This window comes from Alteromonas sp. I10, from assembly GCF_003201515.1.
GTDB classification, from domain to species: domain Bacteria; phylum Pseudomonadota; class Gammaproteobacteria; order Enterobacterales; family Alteromonadaceae; genus Alteromonas; species Alteromonas macleodii.
The window spans coordinates 35300-50804 of sequence record NZ_QJJN01000002.1; the positions used below are offsets into that span (position 1 = coordinate 35300).

General features: G+C 45.6%; 13 protein-coding genes and 1 pseudogene. 8 read left to right on the forward strand and 6 right to left on the reverse strand.

Annotated features, from left to right (window positions below; translation table 11 throughout):
• The first annotated feature begins 49 nt into the window (after positions 1 to 49).
• Genes BZA03_RS04565 through BZA03_RS04585 form a run of 5 tightly spaced genes read left to right on the forward strand, consistent with a single transcriptional unit; the run spans position 50 to position 3704 of the window.
• Positions 50 to 562, forward strand: a complete 513-nt coding sequence (locus BZA03_RS04565) for a hypothetical protein (protein WP_014980268.1) — start codon at positions 50 to 52, stop codon at positions 560 to 562.
• Between the two features lie 30 nt (positions 563 to 592).
• A complete protein-coding gene (locus tag BZA03_RS04570) occupies positions 593 to 2038 on the forward strand; it encodes a curlin (RefSeq protein WP_110288346.1) in 1446 nt (481 codons plus the stop codon).
• A 54-nt stretch (positions 2039 to 2092) separates the two neighbouring features.
• On the forward strand, positions 2093 to 2485 hold the full coding sequence (locus BZA03_RS04575; protein ID WP_110288100.1) for a CsgE family curli-type amyloid fiber assembly protein: 393 nt from the start codon (positions 2093 to 2095) through the stop codon (positions 2483 to 2485).
• Positions 2479 to 2934, forward strand: coding sequence for a curli assembly protein CsgF (locus tag BZA03_RS04580; protein ID WP_014980266.1), 456 nt, complete (start codon positions 2479 to 2481; stop codon positions 2932 to 2934). The genes BZA03_RS04575 and BZA03_RS04580 overlap by 7 nt, the downstream gene beginning before the upstream one ends.
• 8 nt (positions 2935 to 2942) lie before the next feature.
• A complete protein-coding gene (locus BZA03_RS04585) occupies positions 2943 to 3704 on the forward strand; it encodes a CsgG/HfaB family protein (protein ID WP_014950698.1) in 762 nt (253 codons plus the stop codon).
• A 35-nt stretch (positions 3705 to 3739) separates the two neighbouring features.
• Here BZA03_RS04585 and BZA03_RS04590 read toward each other — a convergent pair whose 3' ends face one another.
• Complete coding sequence (locus BZA03_RS04590; protein WP_014950697.1) at positions 3740 to 4417, reverse strand: helix-turn-helix transcriptional regulator; 678 nt, start codon at positions 4415 to 4417, stop codon at positions 3740 to 3742.
• Between the two features lie 274 nt (positions 4418 to 4691).
• Here BZA03_RS04590 and dld point away from each other — a divergent pair, with 274 nt between their 5' ends.
• Positions 4692 to 6425, forward strand: coding sequence for a D-lactate dehydrogenase (dld, locus tag BZA03_RS04595; protein WP_110288101.1), 1734 nt, complete (start codon positions 4692 to 4694; stop codon positions 6423 to 6425).
• Between the two features lie 122 nt (positions 6426 to 6547).
• Here the strand turns inward: dld and lldD are convergent, their stop codons facing one another.
• Complete coding sequence (lldD, locus tag BZA03_RS04600; RefSeq protein WP_069944942.1) at positions 6548 to 7681, reverse strand: FMN-dependent L-lactate dehydrogenase LldD; 1134 nt, start codon at positions 7679 to 7681, stop codon at positions 6548 to 6550.
• Positions 7682 to 7784: 103 nt separating this feature from the next.
• Here lldD and BZA03_RS04605 point away from each other — a divergent pair.
• A pseudogene (locus BZA03_RS04605) lies at positions 7785 to 8683 on the forward strand (LysR family transcriptional regulator).
• A gap of 215 nt (positions 8684 to 8898) precedes the next feature.
• Positions 8899 to 10929 carry a BCCT family transporter gene (locus tag BZA03_RS04610; RefSeq protein ID WP_110288102.1) on the forward strand — a complete coding sequence of 677 codons (2031 nt, stop codon included), beginning with the start codon at positions 8899 to 8901 and terminating at the stop codon, positions 10927 to 10929.
• A gap of 74 nt (positions 10930 to 11003) precedes the next feature.
• Here BZA03_RS04610 and BZA03_RS04615 read toward each other — a convergent pair whose 3' ends face one another.
• From BZA03_RS04615 to BZA03_RS04630, 4 genes are all read right to left on the reverse strand, one after another.
• The gene (locus BZA03_RS04615; protein WP_110288103.1) at positions 11004 to 11768 is read right to left on the reverse strand and encodes a zinc-dependent metalloprotease family protein; all 765 of its coding nucleotides are present in this window, start codon (positions 11766 to 11768) and stop codon (positions 11004 to 11006) included.
• Between the two features lie 70 nt (positions 11769 to 11838).
• Positions 11839 to 12561 carry a lipocalin/fatty-acid binding family protein gene (locus BZA03_RS04620; RefSeq protein WP_101565834.1) on the reverse strand — a complete coding sequence of 241 codons (723 nt, stop codon included), beginning with the start codon at positions 12559 to 12561 and terminating at the stop codon, positions 11839 to 11841.
• A gap of 531 nt (positions 12562 to 13092) precedes the next feature.
• Positions 13093 to 13968, reverse strand: a complete 876-nt coding sequence (mmsB, locus tag BZA03_RS04625) for a 3-hydroxyisobutyrate dehydrogenase (protein WP_258364582.1) — start codon at positions 13966 to 13968, stop codon at positions 13093 to 13095.
• Between the two features lie 14 nt (positions 13969 to 13982).
• Entirely contained in the window at positions 13983 to 15482 is a 1500-nt protein-coding gene (locus BZA03_RS04630; RefSeq protein ID WP_020744244.1) for a CoA-acylating methylmalonate-semialdehyde dehydrogenase, read from the reverse strand.
• Positions 15483 to 15505 lie beyond the last annotated feature (23 nt).

Consider the following 15505-nt stretch of genomic DNA (forward strand, 5'->3'; position numbering starts at 1 on the left):
TGTTATAGAGGGGTCACCTTTGTTGTTAATCAAGGAAGCAGTCGTTCTCATGGACAAGAAGCTAAAGGTTAAAAAGAGCCAATTTGCTAATAACGCTAAGGCATGTAGAGCCGTTGCGTTGGCAGCCATTACGGGGTGCAGTCTTCTAACCGTAAATCTTCCTGCTTATGCTCAACAGTCCGACTTATCAACAAGCTCAGACATGGTGGAATCTTCTCTTTCAATGAGTCTGAATGCTCAAGCTATAACGATAGACGATGAAACGGTCTTCATCGCTGTTAGTCAGTTTGGGCTAAATAACATAACTAACATTATCCAAAGCGGCAACGGCGCCAACCTATCGAATGTTGTTCAAAACGGCAGTAATAACGAAGCTCTTATCACTCAGCTGGGTGAGGGGAACGTGGTTAATTTATTGCAGCAAAACAACAATAACTATTTCGAGATTATTCAAGATGGGTTCGACAATGTAGCCAATGTTAATCAATTGGGTGAACAGTCTTTTACTGTTTACCAGATAGGGAACGAAATGGTGATTAACATCACACAATATCAAGAATGATGTGATTGCCATAGGGAGACAAATGTGAAAATGAAAAAAACAAAAATAGCGAGTGCATTGCTTTTAGTAGCAGCGACAGGGTGGGCATCGGCTCAGGAAGTTCCAGCGAGTAAGACAGTTGATTTCAGTGCTTCCGCAGATTTTATTGCTGCAGCTGAAGGCAATGAAATTACGCTAACCCAAACGGCCCCAGAGGGAAATGAGGTAGGTAATGAATCTATTTTAAGTCAGGAAGGTGACTTAAATGCAATCTTTGTAGAAGTAACGGGTGACGCAAACGAAGTACTAGCTTCGCAAATGCAGTCAGGTAATACCTTTTTTGCAAGTGTCACAGGTAACGGCAACTTCTTAGAGTCTGAGCAAGATAGTTTAAATAGTACAGCCGATGTCGTTGTCGAAGGTGACGATAACACGGTTTCACTTGTTCAATTAGGTGATGGCGGCCCTATCGGTTTTATTTTTAATCGCTCAATAAATAGCATTTCGGGCAGCGGAAACACGTTATCAGTGTATCAGGGCGATGGTGGTAACTGGGCTAATAATGCCATTGCGGGTAACGACAATACGGTATTTGTTGATCAAAGTGGTGACTGGCACGAATCGTATGTTCGCGAGTTAAGCGGTGATGCAAACGTTATCGATGTTATTCAAGACGGCTATTACAACGTGTCTGATTTAACCGTTATCGGATCAGAAAACGAAATTGAAATTGACCAAGATGGCGACCAGAACGCTGTGGGTTGGAGCATGGTTGGCGACGGTAATGTGCTAGAGTTTGAACAAGATGGTGATGGCAACGAGATTACCACAGGAGTATTTGAAGGCTCTGGCAATGAAGTTAATATCGATCAAATCGGTGACGTTAACTTAGCTACCGTAGAAACTATCGGCGGACAAGCGAATACGTTCGAAATTAACCAAGTGGGCGAAGGCAACACGGCTTATGCTGGCGTAATTGGCTTATTAAACGAGTTTGATTTAACTCAGGTAGGTGATGCCAATGAAATCAGCACAGTTAATTTCGATGGCCTGTTTAACACCGTTGAAATTGAGCAAGATGGCGATGCCAATTTGGCGTTAGCACAAGCTGGTATTGGTGATGCAACTTACTACGCTGATGGCAACATCATTGAAATGTCTCAAGAGGGTGTTGAAAATACGGCATCAGTTGAGTTGGCAAGCAACGTTACATCAAGCTACAACGAAATTATGGTTTCGCAAACGGGCGAGCTTAACTTACTAGACCTATTGGTTAACGGTGACGACAATATTGTTAGTGTTATGCAAGAAGGCGTAGGAAACTGGGTAACAGACGACGCAGGTGGTCAGTTCGTTATTTCTGGTGATATGAATACATTTGAAGTTACGCAAATGGGTAACGATAACTTAGTTACAGGTAGTATCACTGGCAACGGCGGCACAGTAAGTGTTACGCAGGTTGGTGACTACAACGTAGCTACCGTTGTTCAGATGTAAACCTACAGATGTAAAAGTGAGTAGCCGGGCGTTTGCCCGGCTATATTCAGTAATATGAAGTACTTGTATTGTTTCTCTCTTATCACACTGCTTTTTAGTGTGTTCTTTTCTCCGATTCACGCAGAAGAAATTCGGCTAGGTGGACTGTTGCTCGATAACAGTATTAGCCGCCAAGGCCACGAATTTGCCTCTCGCATTAGCCAATACTGGCGAGAAGTCCCAGACAGTTCGGGTAAGAACCTTGTTGTTAAAGAAATTATTGTGCCACAAGCGGGTACTCTTCTTTCGGTGATTTACGACAATAGAGTGGTTTATCAAACGTACATGGGGCGTAGACAAGTACCGTTAGATGAAAAAGTACAGCAAGCCATCATGTTAGCTTTAGACGCGGTGGCAAACGCGAGTATAGACAGTAGAAGCCCAGATTTAGCAGGGGACGAATGGTAATGAAAAAAGGGATATTGATAGCAGCCTTAATCGCGACTGGCTCGTGGACTTCAGCTAGTGTGAAAGCAACAGAGTTGGTGTATGAACCGATCAACCCGTCATTCGGTGGTAATCCACTTAACGGATCATTTCTATTAAGTAAGGCGAATTCACAAAACGCTCATACAGCGCCTTACAGCGAGCGCTCCTATGACGAACGCCTGCAAGAATCACTCGAACGCGCCTATATCAATCGTATAGTCCGCGAAATCACAGACATCGCATTCGGTGAACAAGAATATGATGAAGATGGAAACCCGATAGACAGCATATTCAATCAGGATAGTATTTTTGTTAGTGGTGACTTTCAGGTAGAACTAATAACGAGTAATCCTGACAGCATTGTTGTGAACATTACTAACTTACTGACAGGTGAGGTTACTGTCGTTGAAATTCCACGGTTTGGGTAGGGAAACACATGAGAAGTACCGTTTTTTTAATAGTGGCCATGGCGCTTGCAGGATGCCAGTCCATCACGAATACGCTGCCGCCTGATACGACGGCCGCTGATGTAATTAAAGACAGTGCCACATTGTCTGAAGTAAAAAGCTTGCCAGCGCCTATGGGACAAATTCCGGTTTCTGTATATGCGTTTAGAGACCAGACCGGGCAATATAAACCTAGCACTGGGGCTAGTTCTTTTTCTACTGCGGTGACTCAAGGCGCAACCTCTATTCTTGTTCAGACTTTAAGCGAGACATCGTGGTTTTTACCTGTGGAGCGTGAAGGGCTGCAGAACATACTTACCGAACGCAAAATAATTAGAGCCGACGAAAGCAGCGGAGGCGATTTGCCGCCACTCACGACAGCGAGAATTATTATAGAAGGTGGGATAATTAGCTACGATACCAACATTCGTACCGGCGGCGCTGGTGTAGAGTACTTTGGCATTGGAGCGAGTGAGCTGTTTAGGGAAGATCAAATTTCCATTTACATGCGTGCAGTTGACGTGAGAACAGGTCAAGTATTGGTGTCGGTTTCAACATCTAAGAAAGTACTAAGCCAGGAGGTGAGAGCAGGCCTGTTTAGGTATGTTTCGCTTAAGCGCTTGCTTGAAGCAGAAACGGGCTACACGACTAATGAACCCATGTTCGAGTGCGTTAAACAAAGCATAGAAAAAGCGGTGACTGAGTTGGTGCTACAAGGAATGGAGAAAGGCGTATGGCGCGCAAAAGCGTAAGCGCCATACGCAATTAAATTCAATGGATTATCAGTTTAGATGCTTACTTGTTGTGGTTGGCTAAACTGATGATCGAACCACTTTATAAGTTCAACGCGGTTTCGGCAGTCCGTCTTTCTAAATATGCTGTAAACGTGAGTTTTCACCGTATTTACGCTGATGTGTAAGCAGTCTGCAATCTCCTGATTTTGGGCACCATCTGCAATTTTGCGTGTGATGGCCAACTCCCTCTTGGTCAGCACAGTATGTGACGATTGAAGTGCAGCAACGGGTTTTGCTTTAGACACTAAATTGGCATCAATATAGCGACTCATAATCTCGCGACTGAACCATTTGTTGCCCGCCTGAACTTGTTGAACACCGCGAACCAGAAGTTCTAAGCTATCTTCAATATGGAAAATACCATTAATACCATGTTGCAGTGCCGCATAATGAAAATCGACGTCAGACTCTGGCACGTTGAAAATGACTTTGTTCAACTCTGGGTTATCGTTGACTACAGGCAAGTTGAGCATAGCGGCAGAGTCACAATACTGCGCATCGATAAAGAAGGTATAGGTGTTATTAAGCACGCTTCGAGGTGGATGAATCGCACCGGTTGTGACGACAAATCCACATGACGGCAAAATACTTAGGAATCGTTCGTAAGCCCCATCCCTTCTAGTATTTTCTGAAAAACTTTTTCTTGTTAAAACGAACGCTTGATGTGACATGAAAGCTCCTTTTCGTGTCTATCAACCTTACGAACTATACATTGGCTTTACAATACTCCTCTGGTCTAACTTGCTCCGCCAAAGCGTAACAAAATGTAACAGTGAAAAACGCCTGTAAGTTTTGCTTAAATGCTAGAGCCTCTAAGTGTTCAACGAATTAAATATAAGTAAATTATCTCGATAAAAGCGGCTTGCCCCCTTTGTTAATAATGGTGTTAGTGTATAGTTCAACACCAAGTCATTCCTTCCATTATTTCAACACACAGAGAGAACCATGACCGTAAACGTTGACACTCAGTCTTTGATTGCATCAATGCGCGATGTAGTAGGGCAGGCCTATTTGTTAACTGATAAAGCGAAGAAGCAGCCTTACACTAAAGGGTTTCGTTTTGGTGCGGGCGAAGCGCTTGCGGTAGTGCGCCCAGGAACGCTTGTCGAAATTTGGCGTGTGCTTAAGCTGTGTGTTGAAGCCGACGTTGCGGTTATTATGCAGGCGGCCAATACAGGGTTAACGGGTGGCTCTACGCCAGATGGTAAAGATTACGACAGGCCTCTCGTTATTATCAGTACTATGCGTATTGATGATATTCAGTTAGTTGACAACGGAAAGCAGATCGTTGGCTTAGCGGGGAGCACCTTGTTTGGATTGGAAGAGACGCTTGCGCCTTATGGTCGCGAACCTCACTCTGTGATTGGTTCTTCATGTATTGGCGCATCGATCGTGGGGGGAATATGTAACAATTCAGGTGGTGCTTTGGTCAAGCGGGGCCCTGCCTATACTGAATTAGCGCTTTTTGCCCAAATCGACGCTAATGGCAATCTATCTTTGGTAAACAATCTGGGGATTAATCTAGGTAGTGAGCCAGAAGAAATTCTGAATAATCTTGAGAACAAACGTTACAAAGAAGCTGACGTTCAGCACCCTGAAGCTCGTGCATCAGACAACGAGTATGATGAACGAGTTCGAGACGTTGATTCAGACACACCTTCGCGCTTCAACAATGACGGCAGAAGACTTCATGAAGCTTCAGGCTGTGCGGGTAAGCTTGCCGTGTTCGCAGTGAGGCTAGACACCTTTCCTATTCCTGAGAAAAAACAGGTATTTTATGTGGGGTCTAACGACGCCGCTGTGTTTACCCAAGTGCGTCGCGACATACTTTCTACTTTCAAGAACTTGCCTGACTCGGGTGAGTACCTTCACCGTGACTGCTACGACGTATCCAAGAAATACGGTAAAGATATGTTTATCGTTATCAGCAAGCTTGGCGCCAAATTTATTCCTAAGCTGTTTGCATTTAAGCGCAAATTTGACGCATTTACTGACAAGCTGGGCTTCTTACCCAACAAAATGTCAGATCGCGTTATGCAGTATATGAGCTACGTTTTTCCTAACCACTTGCCTAAGCGAATGGAAGAGTACAGAGACAAGTATCAGCATCATTGGATATTGGAGATGAGCAACGACGGGGTAGATGAGGCCAAAGCCTACCTTGATGCTTTCTTTAAAACCAATGAAGGTAGTTATTTTGAGTGTACAGAAGAAGAAGCTGATAAGGCTATTTTGCATCGCTTTGTTGCTGGTGGCGCGATAGGTCGTTACCACGTGATGCACAGCAAAGACGTGGGCGCTATGATGACCATCGATGTTGCACTTCGCCGCAACGATCCCGACTGGTTTGAAGTGCTGCCTAAAGAAATAGACGACCAGATAGACACAAAACTGTATTACGGCCATTTATTCTGCCACGTAATGCACCAGAATTACGTGTTGAAAAAAGGGGCGGATGCCAAATTGTTAAAGGGTAAAATTCTGGAAACGTTCGATGCGAGAAGCGCTGAATACCCAGCAGAGCACAATGTGGGACACGAGTACTTTGCAAAAGATGCGCTGAAAAACTTTTACCGAGAATTAGACCCAACCAATAGTTTTAACCCGGGAATAGGCAAAACCACCAAACTTAAAAATTGGGCTGAGCATGATGGAAGTTGTTGTGGTGGGCATCATTAAGCGCAAACAACGCTTCCAGCCACTTGTGCATTGGTAAAAGAGCCATAAAAAATGCAGTGACCCCCAATAGTTGGACTATGCAATTACTGGGGGTCTTTTTAGTGGCCTTGGTGCCAGCGATACTAAAAAGCGAGAGAGTCGAGGTTAAGTTCACTGACTGATTTTGCACCACATAGTGTCATCGCGACATGCATCTCCTGTTTGTACAGATCGAGTAAGTTCTCTACCCCTTGTTTGCCTTCAGCAGCAAGTGCATAAATAAAAGAGCGCCCTAGTAAAGTACAATCGGCACCTAGTGCCAGCATTCTCACCACGTCCAAGCCGTTACGAATACCTGAGTCTACGAAGATACTTAGATCGCCTTTCACCGCGCTAGCAATCGCTGGAAGAGCCTTAGCGGTAGAAAGCACGCCATCTAGCTGACGACCGCCGTGATTGGATACTACAATGCCTTCTGCGCCAAAACTCAGCGCATCTTTGGCATCTTGTTCAGTTAAAATGCCTTTGATAATCATTGGGCCGTCCCAAAACTCTCTGATCCATTCTAAGTCTTTCCAACTGATAGACGGATCGAAATTGGCGCCCAACCAGCCAATATAGTCTTCCAACTGGGTCGGTTCGCCACGATAAGTAGAAATGTTGCCAAGATCATGAGGCTTACCGAATACGCCTACATCAAATGCCCAACGAGGATGAGTCATCGCTTGCAGTACGCGACGGCTTGCAGCAAATGGCCCACTCATACCGGAGTGTTTATCGCGATAGCGAGCCCCTGGTACAGGCATATCTACGGTAAAAACCAACGTTGTTACACCCGCTGCTTTGGCGCGCTCCAGAACATTCTTCATAAAGCCGCGATCGCGAAGCACATAGAGCTGAAACCACATTGGACGTTCAATGGCTGGTGCGACTTCTTCAATAGGACATACTGACACCGTCGACATGGTAAACGGGATGCCTTTGTTTGCTGCCGCTTTAGCGGCTTGCACTTCACCACGTCGCGCATACATTCCGGTTAATCCCACGGGAGCAAGGGCAATAGGTAAAGCCAATTGTTCACCAAAGACCGTTGTAGAAAGGTCAAGCGACGACATATTTCTCAGCACTTGCTGCTTTAATGCAATGTCAGCCAAGTCAGTTTCATTGCGTTTAAGTGTATGCTCTCGATAGGCACCACCATCAATGTAGTGAAATAGGAACGGCGGTAATATTTTTTGCGCAGCGCGTCGATAATCAGTCGGCGATGAAATAATCATGTCTTTAATCGATTGTAATTAACTTGATAAAAATATAACGTTTCTCGCCTTAGGGATATACGGCAACAATGAAATTTATCTTTTCCAAAAGTGAAGTAATAACGTGAGAGCAGACGATTTAATTCTCTTTGCACAAATTGCGGAGATGGGCAGTTTTAGCAAAGTGGCAGAGGCGAACAACATTACCAACTCGGTAGTCAGTAAGCGAATAGCAAAGCTTGAAAAAGAGCTGGGAACGCAGCTTTTGTATCGCACTACTCGCAAACTCACGCTTACCGAAGCGGGTCAAGCTTTGAAACAAGGCGCCATGAATGTAAAGGCGTCCACGCAGGAAGCTATCGACACAATTTCTGGATACAGTGAACAAATATCCGGACACATTAAAATGTCGGTTCCAACGATTTCGGGCGATTTACTGTTAGCCGATGCGGTAGCTGAGTTTTGTACACTTCATCCAGGGCTAAGCGTTGATATGTCTCTAGATAATCGATTTGTAAATCTAGTAGAGGAAGGGTTTATCTTGTTATTCGAACGGGATATTTGGAAGACTCAAGTCTGATTGCGCGGCACTTTTTAGATTCCCATTGGGTGGTTTGCACATCGCCGGATTACATTAGACGAAAGGGCAGGCCTAAAGCACCAGAGGATTTGAGCTTTCACAACTGTTTGTTGTATTCCTACCACACATCCGGCGCAAGGGAGTGGGAGTTTACGTCGTCTCAAGGCAGTTACACCATCACCGTAGATGGCGCATTTTCAAGTGATAATGCAGGGGCGCTTCGCAAAGCAGCTCTTGCTGGTAGAGGTATTGCCTACGTACCTAAATGTTTGGTATTCGAAGATTTATGTAATGGAACACTGGTCGATTTGTTTCCAGAGCGGGTAGGTAAGGTGTTAGGCGTTTATGCCGTTTATCCTTACAGCCGCCAGCCATCTCGAAAAATTAAGCTGTTAATTGAACATATCAGGCAGCGCTATTTATCTATGTCTGATTATTTTTGATACGCCAGAGGCAATCACGCCCGTTAATCTCTTTTTTCAGAGCAGGTCCTTGCCGCTTAAAGCGCCTTATTTACTTGAAGTCACAGTCTGTAGCGCCAAGAAAAGAATATATCTGGGTAATTATCTGAACCAAAGCAAATCCTCACTAGTAGAAAAAAGCAGCTTTTAAGTTTTCGCAGGGTTTCAACTTACCTGTCAGTGAAAAGGGACTTGCTATGAAAGGCCAAGTAAACAACTCCACCATTCTTCTTCCTGTATTTCTCCCCGCCGTCGTCATTATTTTGCTTCTGGTGATCGGAACCATCAGCAACCCCGAACTTGCCGGCGAGGCCTTCGATAGTACATTGGCATGGATTACAGAAACCTTTGGTTGGTTTTACATGTTGTCGGTCGCTATCTTTTTGGTATTCATTGTATCGGTAGCATCATCTAGCTGGGGAAACATAAAGTTAGGGCCCGATCATGCAGAGCCTCAATATAGCTTTCCCGAATGGTTTTCTATGTTGTTCTCAGCAGGCTACGGCGTAGCGCTGCTCTACTTTGGCGTAGCAGAGCCTGTTCTACACTATTCTTCACCGCCTGCAGGAGCAGCTGAAACTGTTGATGCGGCGAAACAAGCCATGCAAATCGCATTTTTTCATTGGGGCTTTCACATCTGGGCGATCTACGGGCTAGTCGGTTTGGTTCTTGCCTATTTTGCTTTTCGACATGGCTTGCCGTTATCTATACGTTCAGCTTTGTATCCGCTGATAGGGGATAAAATTTATGGCCCTATAGGTCATGCGGTAGATGTATTCGCCATTCTCGGTACATTATTTGGTATCGCCACTACACTCGGACTATCCGTTACACAGATCAATGCGGGGCTTAACTATCTTTCTGGCGATATTCCCATTGATATCATGGTGCAGGTAGGCACCATTGCTATCGTAACCATTGCCGCAACAATATCGGTCATCGCGGGCATGGATAAGGGCATTAAAAGGCTATCAATTCTTAATATGGTTCTGGCTGTATCGCTTATGAGTACCGTTTTTATCTTCGGAGAAACGGTTCATATTTTAGAAACCTTTTTACAGAACACAGGAAGTTATATCAACGGCATCATTGAGCGTACCTTTAATCTTCAGGCCTACAGTCGCAGCGATTGGATTGGCAACTGGACGCTGTTTATTTTTGGCTGGACCATCGCTTGGGCGCCGTTTGTAGGCATGTTTATCGCCAAAATAAGTCGAGGCAGAACCATTAGGCAGTTTGTTTTTGGTGTAATGCTTGTGCCTACCATGTTCACCTTCCTTTGGTTTTCCGTGTTTGGCGACACCGCGCTAAATGCCATTATGAACCAAGGTGTTATTACACTCATTAGCGATGTGCAGGAAAACGAAGCGGTTGCCTTATTTAAGCTCTATGACTTGCTACCTGGCGCGTCAATCATGTCAGGCTTGACCGTGTTATTGATCATTACGTTCTTTGTGACGTCATCAGATTCTGGGTCGCTGGTTATCGATTCTCTTGCTTCTGGTGGTAAAGAAGAAAGCCCGGTTTGGCAGCGTATCTTCTGGGCGTGTTTGGAAGGAACCGTTGCAGCAGTGTTGCTGTTGGCTGGTGGACTGAATGCCCTGCAAACGATGACCATTGCGAGCGCCTTACCATTCGCCTTCATTATGCTAGCGTCTGCAGCAGGTCTATGGCGTGCGCTTGTCATTGAAGGCTACCGAAACAACAGTTTGAAGGCGAATACGCTTAATAGAAACCACGGTCGCTCGACTAGCCTAAAAGGCCGACTCGCAGCAATGGTCGATTACCCAAGCCGAAGTGAGGTGCATGAGTTTATTGATAAAACTGTGATTGCAGCGATGAAAGACGTACAAGCTGCTTTGAAAGCGAGAGAGTGGGAGGCGTTTGTTAAGCTTGATGAGGAAACGGGAAGGGCCACCTTCACTGTTGAGCGTCACGATCACATGGATTTTATCTACGATATTCGTATGACTGAATATTTAGTGCCAGGGTTTAGCTACGCAGAGCTGCGTTCAGAAGAAGACGAGTCGGAAAAATATTTTCGCGCTGAAGTATTCCTTCGTCGCGGAGGGCAAGCTTACGATATTTACGGATATGACAAAGAGAGTATTACTAAGGACATCTTAGATCAGTTCGAAAGTTATCTTCACTTCCTCGATACCAGCCCAGGCGAACTGCCTTGGGAAATGGATGCGTATGATGACATGTTGACGCAGCCTAAAGAGTAAACAATCCACAGGGGCTTAGGTTGAAGGGAAAGCAAGGCTGCTTTCCCTTATTTATCCCCTAATTAATTACTTACTTAGAAGTAGTTAGCAATTTGGTTAATAACCGCATTTACTGCGCGGTAAGCATTAGATTCGTTTTCAACGCCACAGGCTTGGCCATTACAGCCTGACCAGTAAGGGTCAGAGAAATAGTCTAGCTGGGTGGCACTACCGAACGCCTGAGGATAGGCCATGATAGTTGAGAAGTTATTATCAACGCCGTGACCGATACCATCATCATATACACCGCCTACTGAACCTTGGCGAACAGAGTGGCCTAAGCCCATGTTGTGACCGAGTTCATGAACAAATGTGGACAGACCGCAATCAACGGCGCTAATGCTGTACATGCGGCTTTGCGAGCTAGAATACAGTGTACCGTTGTTGCCTTGACCTACCCAGCCAATGCCGCACACGTAACCCACTAGCTGACCGCCTTCATAAATGTTTTCACGATTACCTAAAAGCACAACCATGTCTGCGCCGTTTGAAGATCGTGCGTTTTGCACACCACTGCTATCCGTTAACAGGTCTAGCGCACTTTCGGTAGGTTGAAGGTCGCTAGATGTAGCAGCAGAAGACTGAGCGCCCACTAAACGCAACTGTAAATCTACCGCATTATTTTGATAAACACGGTTGGCGTGTGAGATGTATTGGTTAATTTTAGTGTCGATATTAGACACATTATTTGCAGCAGGTTGGGTGTAAAGCACCATTACATCGATGGTGGCTGCTGTTACTGATGTTGCACAAAGCAGTGAAACTGCCATTGCCGTTAAACACTTAAATGTGTGTTTCATTTTTATTTCCTTCTTGTTGTTTTATTTGAGCTTGTTGAATTTCCTGTGAAGCTCAACAGGCACTAGGGGATTAGTTTTGACCGAGATCGAAGACTTCTTCAGCGTTGTCGTCGCTAAGCGGGCGTTCGCTGTCGGGTTCACGTTCGATGTGGTTTTGCATCATTGAAGACTTCGGTGCGATCCACGCGTATTTATCATTGCCTTCAAGCACAAACACGTCGCGAGGCGTGGCTAAGTTTCCGTAGGTGGCGTTTTCGCCAAGCGTTATAACAGCGGCGTAGAGAGAGCCCGCACCTGGGATGTGGGCCTCTACGGTACGATCGCCGTTTGGATGAGTGACAACGTGATCAACTTCACCGGTGTAACTGCCACCGAACTGTGGGATGTATAAATCGAGATACTCGCCAACTTCTACCGTCATTAATTCTTCACGATCAAGCTCAATGTAAGCTTCATCGGTTACGTCAGCGGGAATATAGCCTTCTGCTTCAAGTACCTTTTTGCCATCTTCTGATGTTGTCCAGACGATGGTGTCTTTCTCTGATTTACCGTTAGTAGTAGTTGTAGCCTGAGCTTTTAGCTCGGCTTCATTTTTTGGTTTGAAGTTATCGACACCTGTCGATAACACTTTGCCGTTTCGTTGCCTTTCAACAGCGTTTTCTTTACCAACAGGTTTTGTCTCAGCATTCGCCGCTGCTACCTCTTTTTTGCCCGAAGGGGCTGTATCGATAAAGGCGAAAATACAACCAATAGCTACAATTGCCGTCGAAGCGGCAACAATACGCTTTTTCATAGTGTGTTCCTTTTATTTTTACTTACTGAATTTAGGAAATTGAACGTTAGAAATTAGCGACACTCTGCTTCTCAAAGCGCGCTCTAAGTGAGCGATATATAGAACCAATGTGTTTAGTGAAATTGCTTAGTGAATTAAGTAAGTCATTAAAACGTATAATATTTTCACGGTTATAAAAGTATCGCTTTGCATAAGGGTGTATAAAATTTAGCCCTTTAATGCAGTGTAAATTTCTTAGGCTAAATACGGGACTGCAAGATGTAGACCGAACGCCGAATTGGCTTGTTTTAACCATGTGAGTGAGAACGAATAAGCCACCTAAAAGTGGCTTCTAATTGATGAAAAGGGAACACTAAATAACAAAGGAACAATTCCGCTTGGTAAGGGAGCTTGCGAGGTAGCAACAGCGCAAAAACAAGCGAGATAGGTAGGGAAATGATAAAAAAAGAGCGAGTAAAATCCTTTACTCGCTCAGTAAGAAGGCCACCTTTTCTGAGGGAAAGTAGCCGTCGGAGAACTGTTGGTTTTCTCTTACGCTAATCGGTTGATTATTGAAGAGAAATCCATCCCTGCATTGCCTTCTTCGCAATGCATTTCAAACCACTTTGCAGCAAGCTCACCCATAGGTACTTGCGCGTTGACGCCCTTCGCGCCCTGCATGGCAAGACCTAAGTCTTTGAGCATAAGCGCCGAAGCGAAACCGCCGGCAAAATCGTTATCAGCAGGGCTTTGTGGCCCCACACCCTTAACAGGGCAGTAGGTGGTCATTGACCATGTCTGTCCCGAGGCATTTGACGCGATATCGAAGAACACTTGCGCATCTAAGCCAAGTTTTTGTGCCAGCTGGAAGCTTTCACACGTCGCAATCATGGTCGCGCCAAGTAACATGTTGTTACAAATCTTTGCTGCTTGTCCCGCACCATGGCCGCCCGCATGGACGATTTTTTTGCCCATTGCGCTAAGTACACCATGGGCTTTGTCAAAGGCATCAGCGTCGCCACCCACCATAAACGTGAGTGTGCCGCCTGCAGCCGCTGCAACACCACCAGAAACTGGCGCATCCAGCATTTTAAGGCCTTTTTTCTCAGCTAATTCTGACACACTCTTCGCCGTTTCTACGTCGATGGTGGAGCAATCAATAAGCAAGGTGCCTTCGCGGACAGAAGCCAAGATCTGATTTGAATAGATATCTTTTACGTGCTTGCCTGCTGGTAACATAGTAATAACGATGTCGGCCTCAGCAGCAGCTTGCTCGGTACTTTGCGCAATAGTGCAGCCTGCTTCTTTGGCTTTGGACAGTGCCGCTTCGCTTAAGTCAAAAGCCAATACGTTGTAATCGTTCTTAACTAGGTTATCTGCCATCCCTGAGCCCATATTACCTAGGCCAATAAATGCAACTGTGGTCATAATAGTCTCCTCACTTAGCCCATGGTTGGAATAACAAAGGCGTTGTCGTTCGTATCTGAGCCATCAGGCCAGCGCTGCGTAATGGTCTTAACCTTGGTCCAGAATTTCACCCCTTCCATACCGTGCTGGTTGGTATCACCAAATGCAGAGCGCTTCCAGCCCCCAAAAGTGTGGTAAGCAACTGGCACTGGAATAGGTACATTAATCCCTACCATGCCCACGTTTACACGTTGCGCAAATTCGCGCGCAGCATGGCCGTTACGGGTGTACATAGCAACACCGTTACCGTATTGATGATCACTTGCTAAGTTAACCGCTTCGTTGAAATCTTTCGCGCGCACCATTTGAAGCACTGGACCAAAAATCTCCTCTTGGTATGAGCGCATGTCTTTGGTCACGTGGTCGAAGAACGTTGGGCCGATGAAGTAGCCTTGACTGTCGTCTGGGATCTGACTGGTTCTGCCGTCGTAAACAAGCTCAGCACCTTCTTCTATGCAAAGGTCGATATAGCCTTCAACGCGCTCTTTGTGAGCAGCAGTAACCACAGGGCCATAATGAGCGTTAGGATCTTCACTATGACTTACCATAATGTCTTTAATAGCCGGAATAAGCTTGGCTTTCAGTTTCTCAGCGGTTTCATCGCCCACTGGGACGACAACCGGTAGCGCCATACAGCGTTCACCGGCACTGCCGTACGCAGCACCTACTAAGTCGGTTACCACCTGATCTAGATCTGCATCAGGCATTACGATGCCATGGTTTTTCGCGCCGCCCATGGCTTGAACGCGCTTACCAGCACGAGCGCCACGCTCGTACACGTAGTTAGCGATGTCAGAAGAGCCTACAAAGCTCACCGCTTTAATAGTTTGATGATCTAAAATACCATCAACCACTTCTTTGTTACCGTGTACAACGTTAAGTACACCTGCAGGAAGGCCTGCTTCAATCATAAGCTTTGCCAGTTCAACAGGTACTGACGGATCGCGCTCTGATGGCTTTAAAATGAACGCGTTACCGCAGGCAATTGCCACACCGAACATCCACATTGGGATCATGGCTGGGAAGTTAAATGGCGTAATACCTGCCACTACACCAAGTGCTTGGCGCATGGAGTACACATCGATTCCTGGGCCTGCGCCTTCGGTATACTCACCTTTTTGCGCATGAGGGATACCACAGGCAAACTCGATAACTTCAAGGCCACGCTGAATATCACCTTGCGCATCAACCAACACTTTACCGTGCTCGCTTGATAATAGTGCCGCTAAGCGATCGCGGTTTGCTTCAACCAACTCTTTAAACTTGAACATAACACGAGCGCGTCGTTGAGGATTTGTTGCTGCCCACTCAACCTGTGCAGCTTGGGCTGTTTCAATTGCATAGGCCAAAGTTGAAGTGTTAGCCAAGCTTACTTCAGCCTGAACTTCACCTGTGTTGGGCGCAAATACCGACGCGGTGTTTTCGCTGCTATCCTCAAAATCTTTACCTGCAATAAAGTGAACAATCTTTCTCATGACATAGCTCCTGTAATTTTTAA

Bases quoted from the DNA above. Each gene is read 5' to 3' on its own strand.
- BZA03_RS04570 (WP_110288346.1), top strand. From the start codon at position 593: ATGAAAAAAACAAAAATAGCGAGTGCATTGCTTTTAGTAGCAGCGACA.
- BZA03_RS04590 (WP_014950697.1), bottom strand. From the start codon at position 4,417: ATGTCACATCAAGCGTTCGTTTTAACAAGAAAAAGTTTTTCAGAAAAT.
- BZA03_RS04575 (WP_110288100.1), top strand. From the start codon at position 2,093: ATGAAGTACTTGTATTGTTTCTCTCTTATCACACTGCTTTTTAGTGTG.
- BZA03_RS04610 (WP_110288102.1), top strand. From the start codon at position 8,899: ATGAAAGGCCAAGTAAACAACTCCACCATTCTTCTTCCTGTATTTCTC.
- lldD (WP_069944942.1), bottom strand. From the start codon at position 7,681: ATGATTATTTCATCGCCGACTGATTATCGACGCGCTGCGCAAAAAATA.
- BZA03_RS04565 (WP_014980268.1), top strand. From the start codon at position 50: ATGGACAAGAAGCTAAAGGTTAAAAAGAGCCAATTTGCTAATAACGCT.
- dld (WP_110288101.1), top strand. From the start codon at position 4,692: ATGACCGTAAACGTTGACACTCAGTCTTTGATTGCATCAATGCGCGAT.
- BZA03_RS04630 (WP_020744244.1), bottom strand. From the start codon at position 15,482: ATGAGAAAGATTGTTCACTTTATTGCAGGTAAAGATTTTGAGGATAGC.
- BZA03_RS04580 (WP_014980266.1), top strand. From the start codon at position 2,479: ATGGTAATGAAAAAAGGGATATTGATAGCAGCCTTAATCGCGACTGGC.
- BZA03_RS04615 (WP_110288103.1), bottom strand. From the start codon at position 11,768: ATGAAACACACATTTAAGTGTTTAACGGCAATGGCAGTTTCACTGCTT.
- mmsB (WP_258364582.1), bottom strand. From the start codon at position 13,968: ATGACCACAGTTGCATTTATTGGCCTAGGTAATATGGGCTCAGGGATG.
- BZA03_RS04620 (WP_101565834.1), bottom strand. From the start codon at position 12,561: ATGAAAAAGCGTATTGTTGCCGCTTCGACGGCAATTGTAGCTATTGGT.
- BZA03_RS04585 (WP_014950698.1), top strand. From the start codon at position 2,943: ATGAGAAGTACCGTTTTTTTAATAGTGGCCATGGCGCTTGCAGGATGC.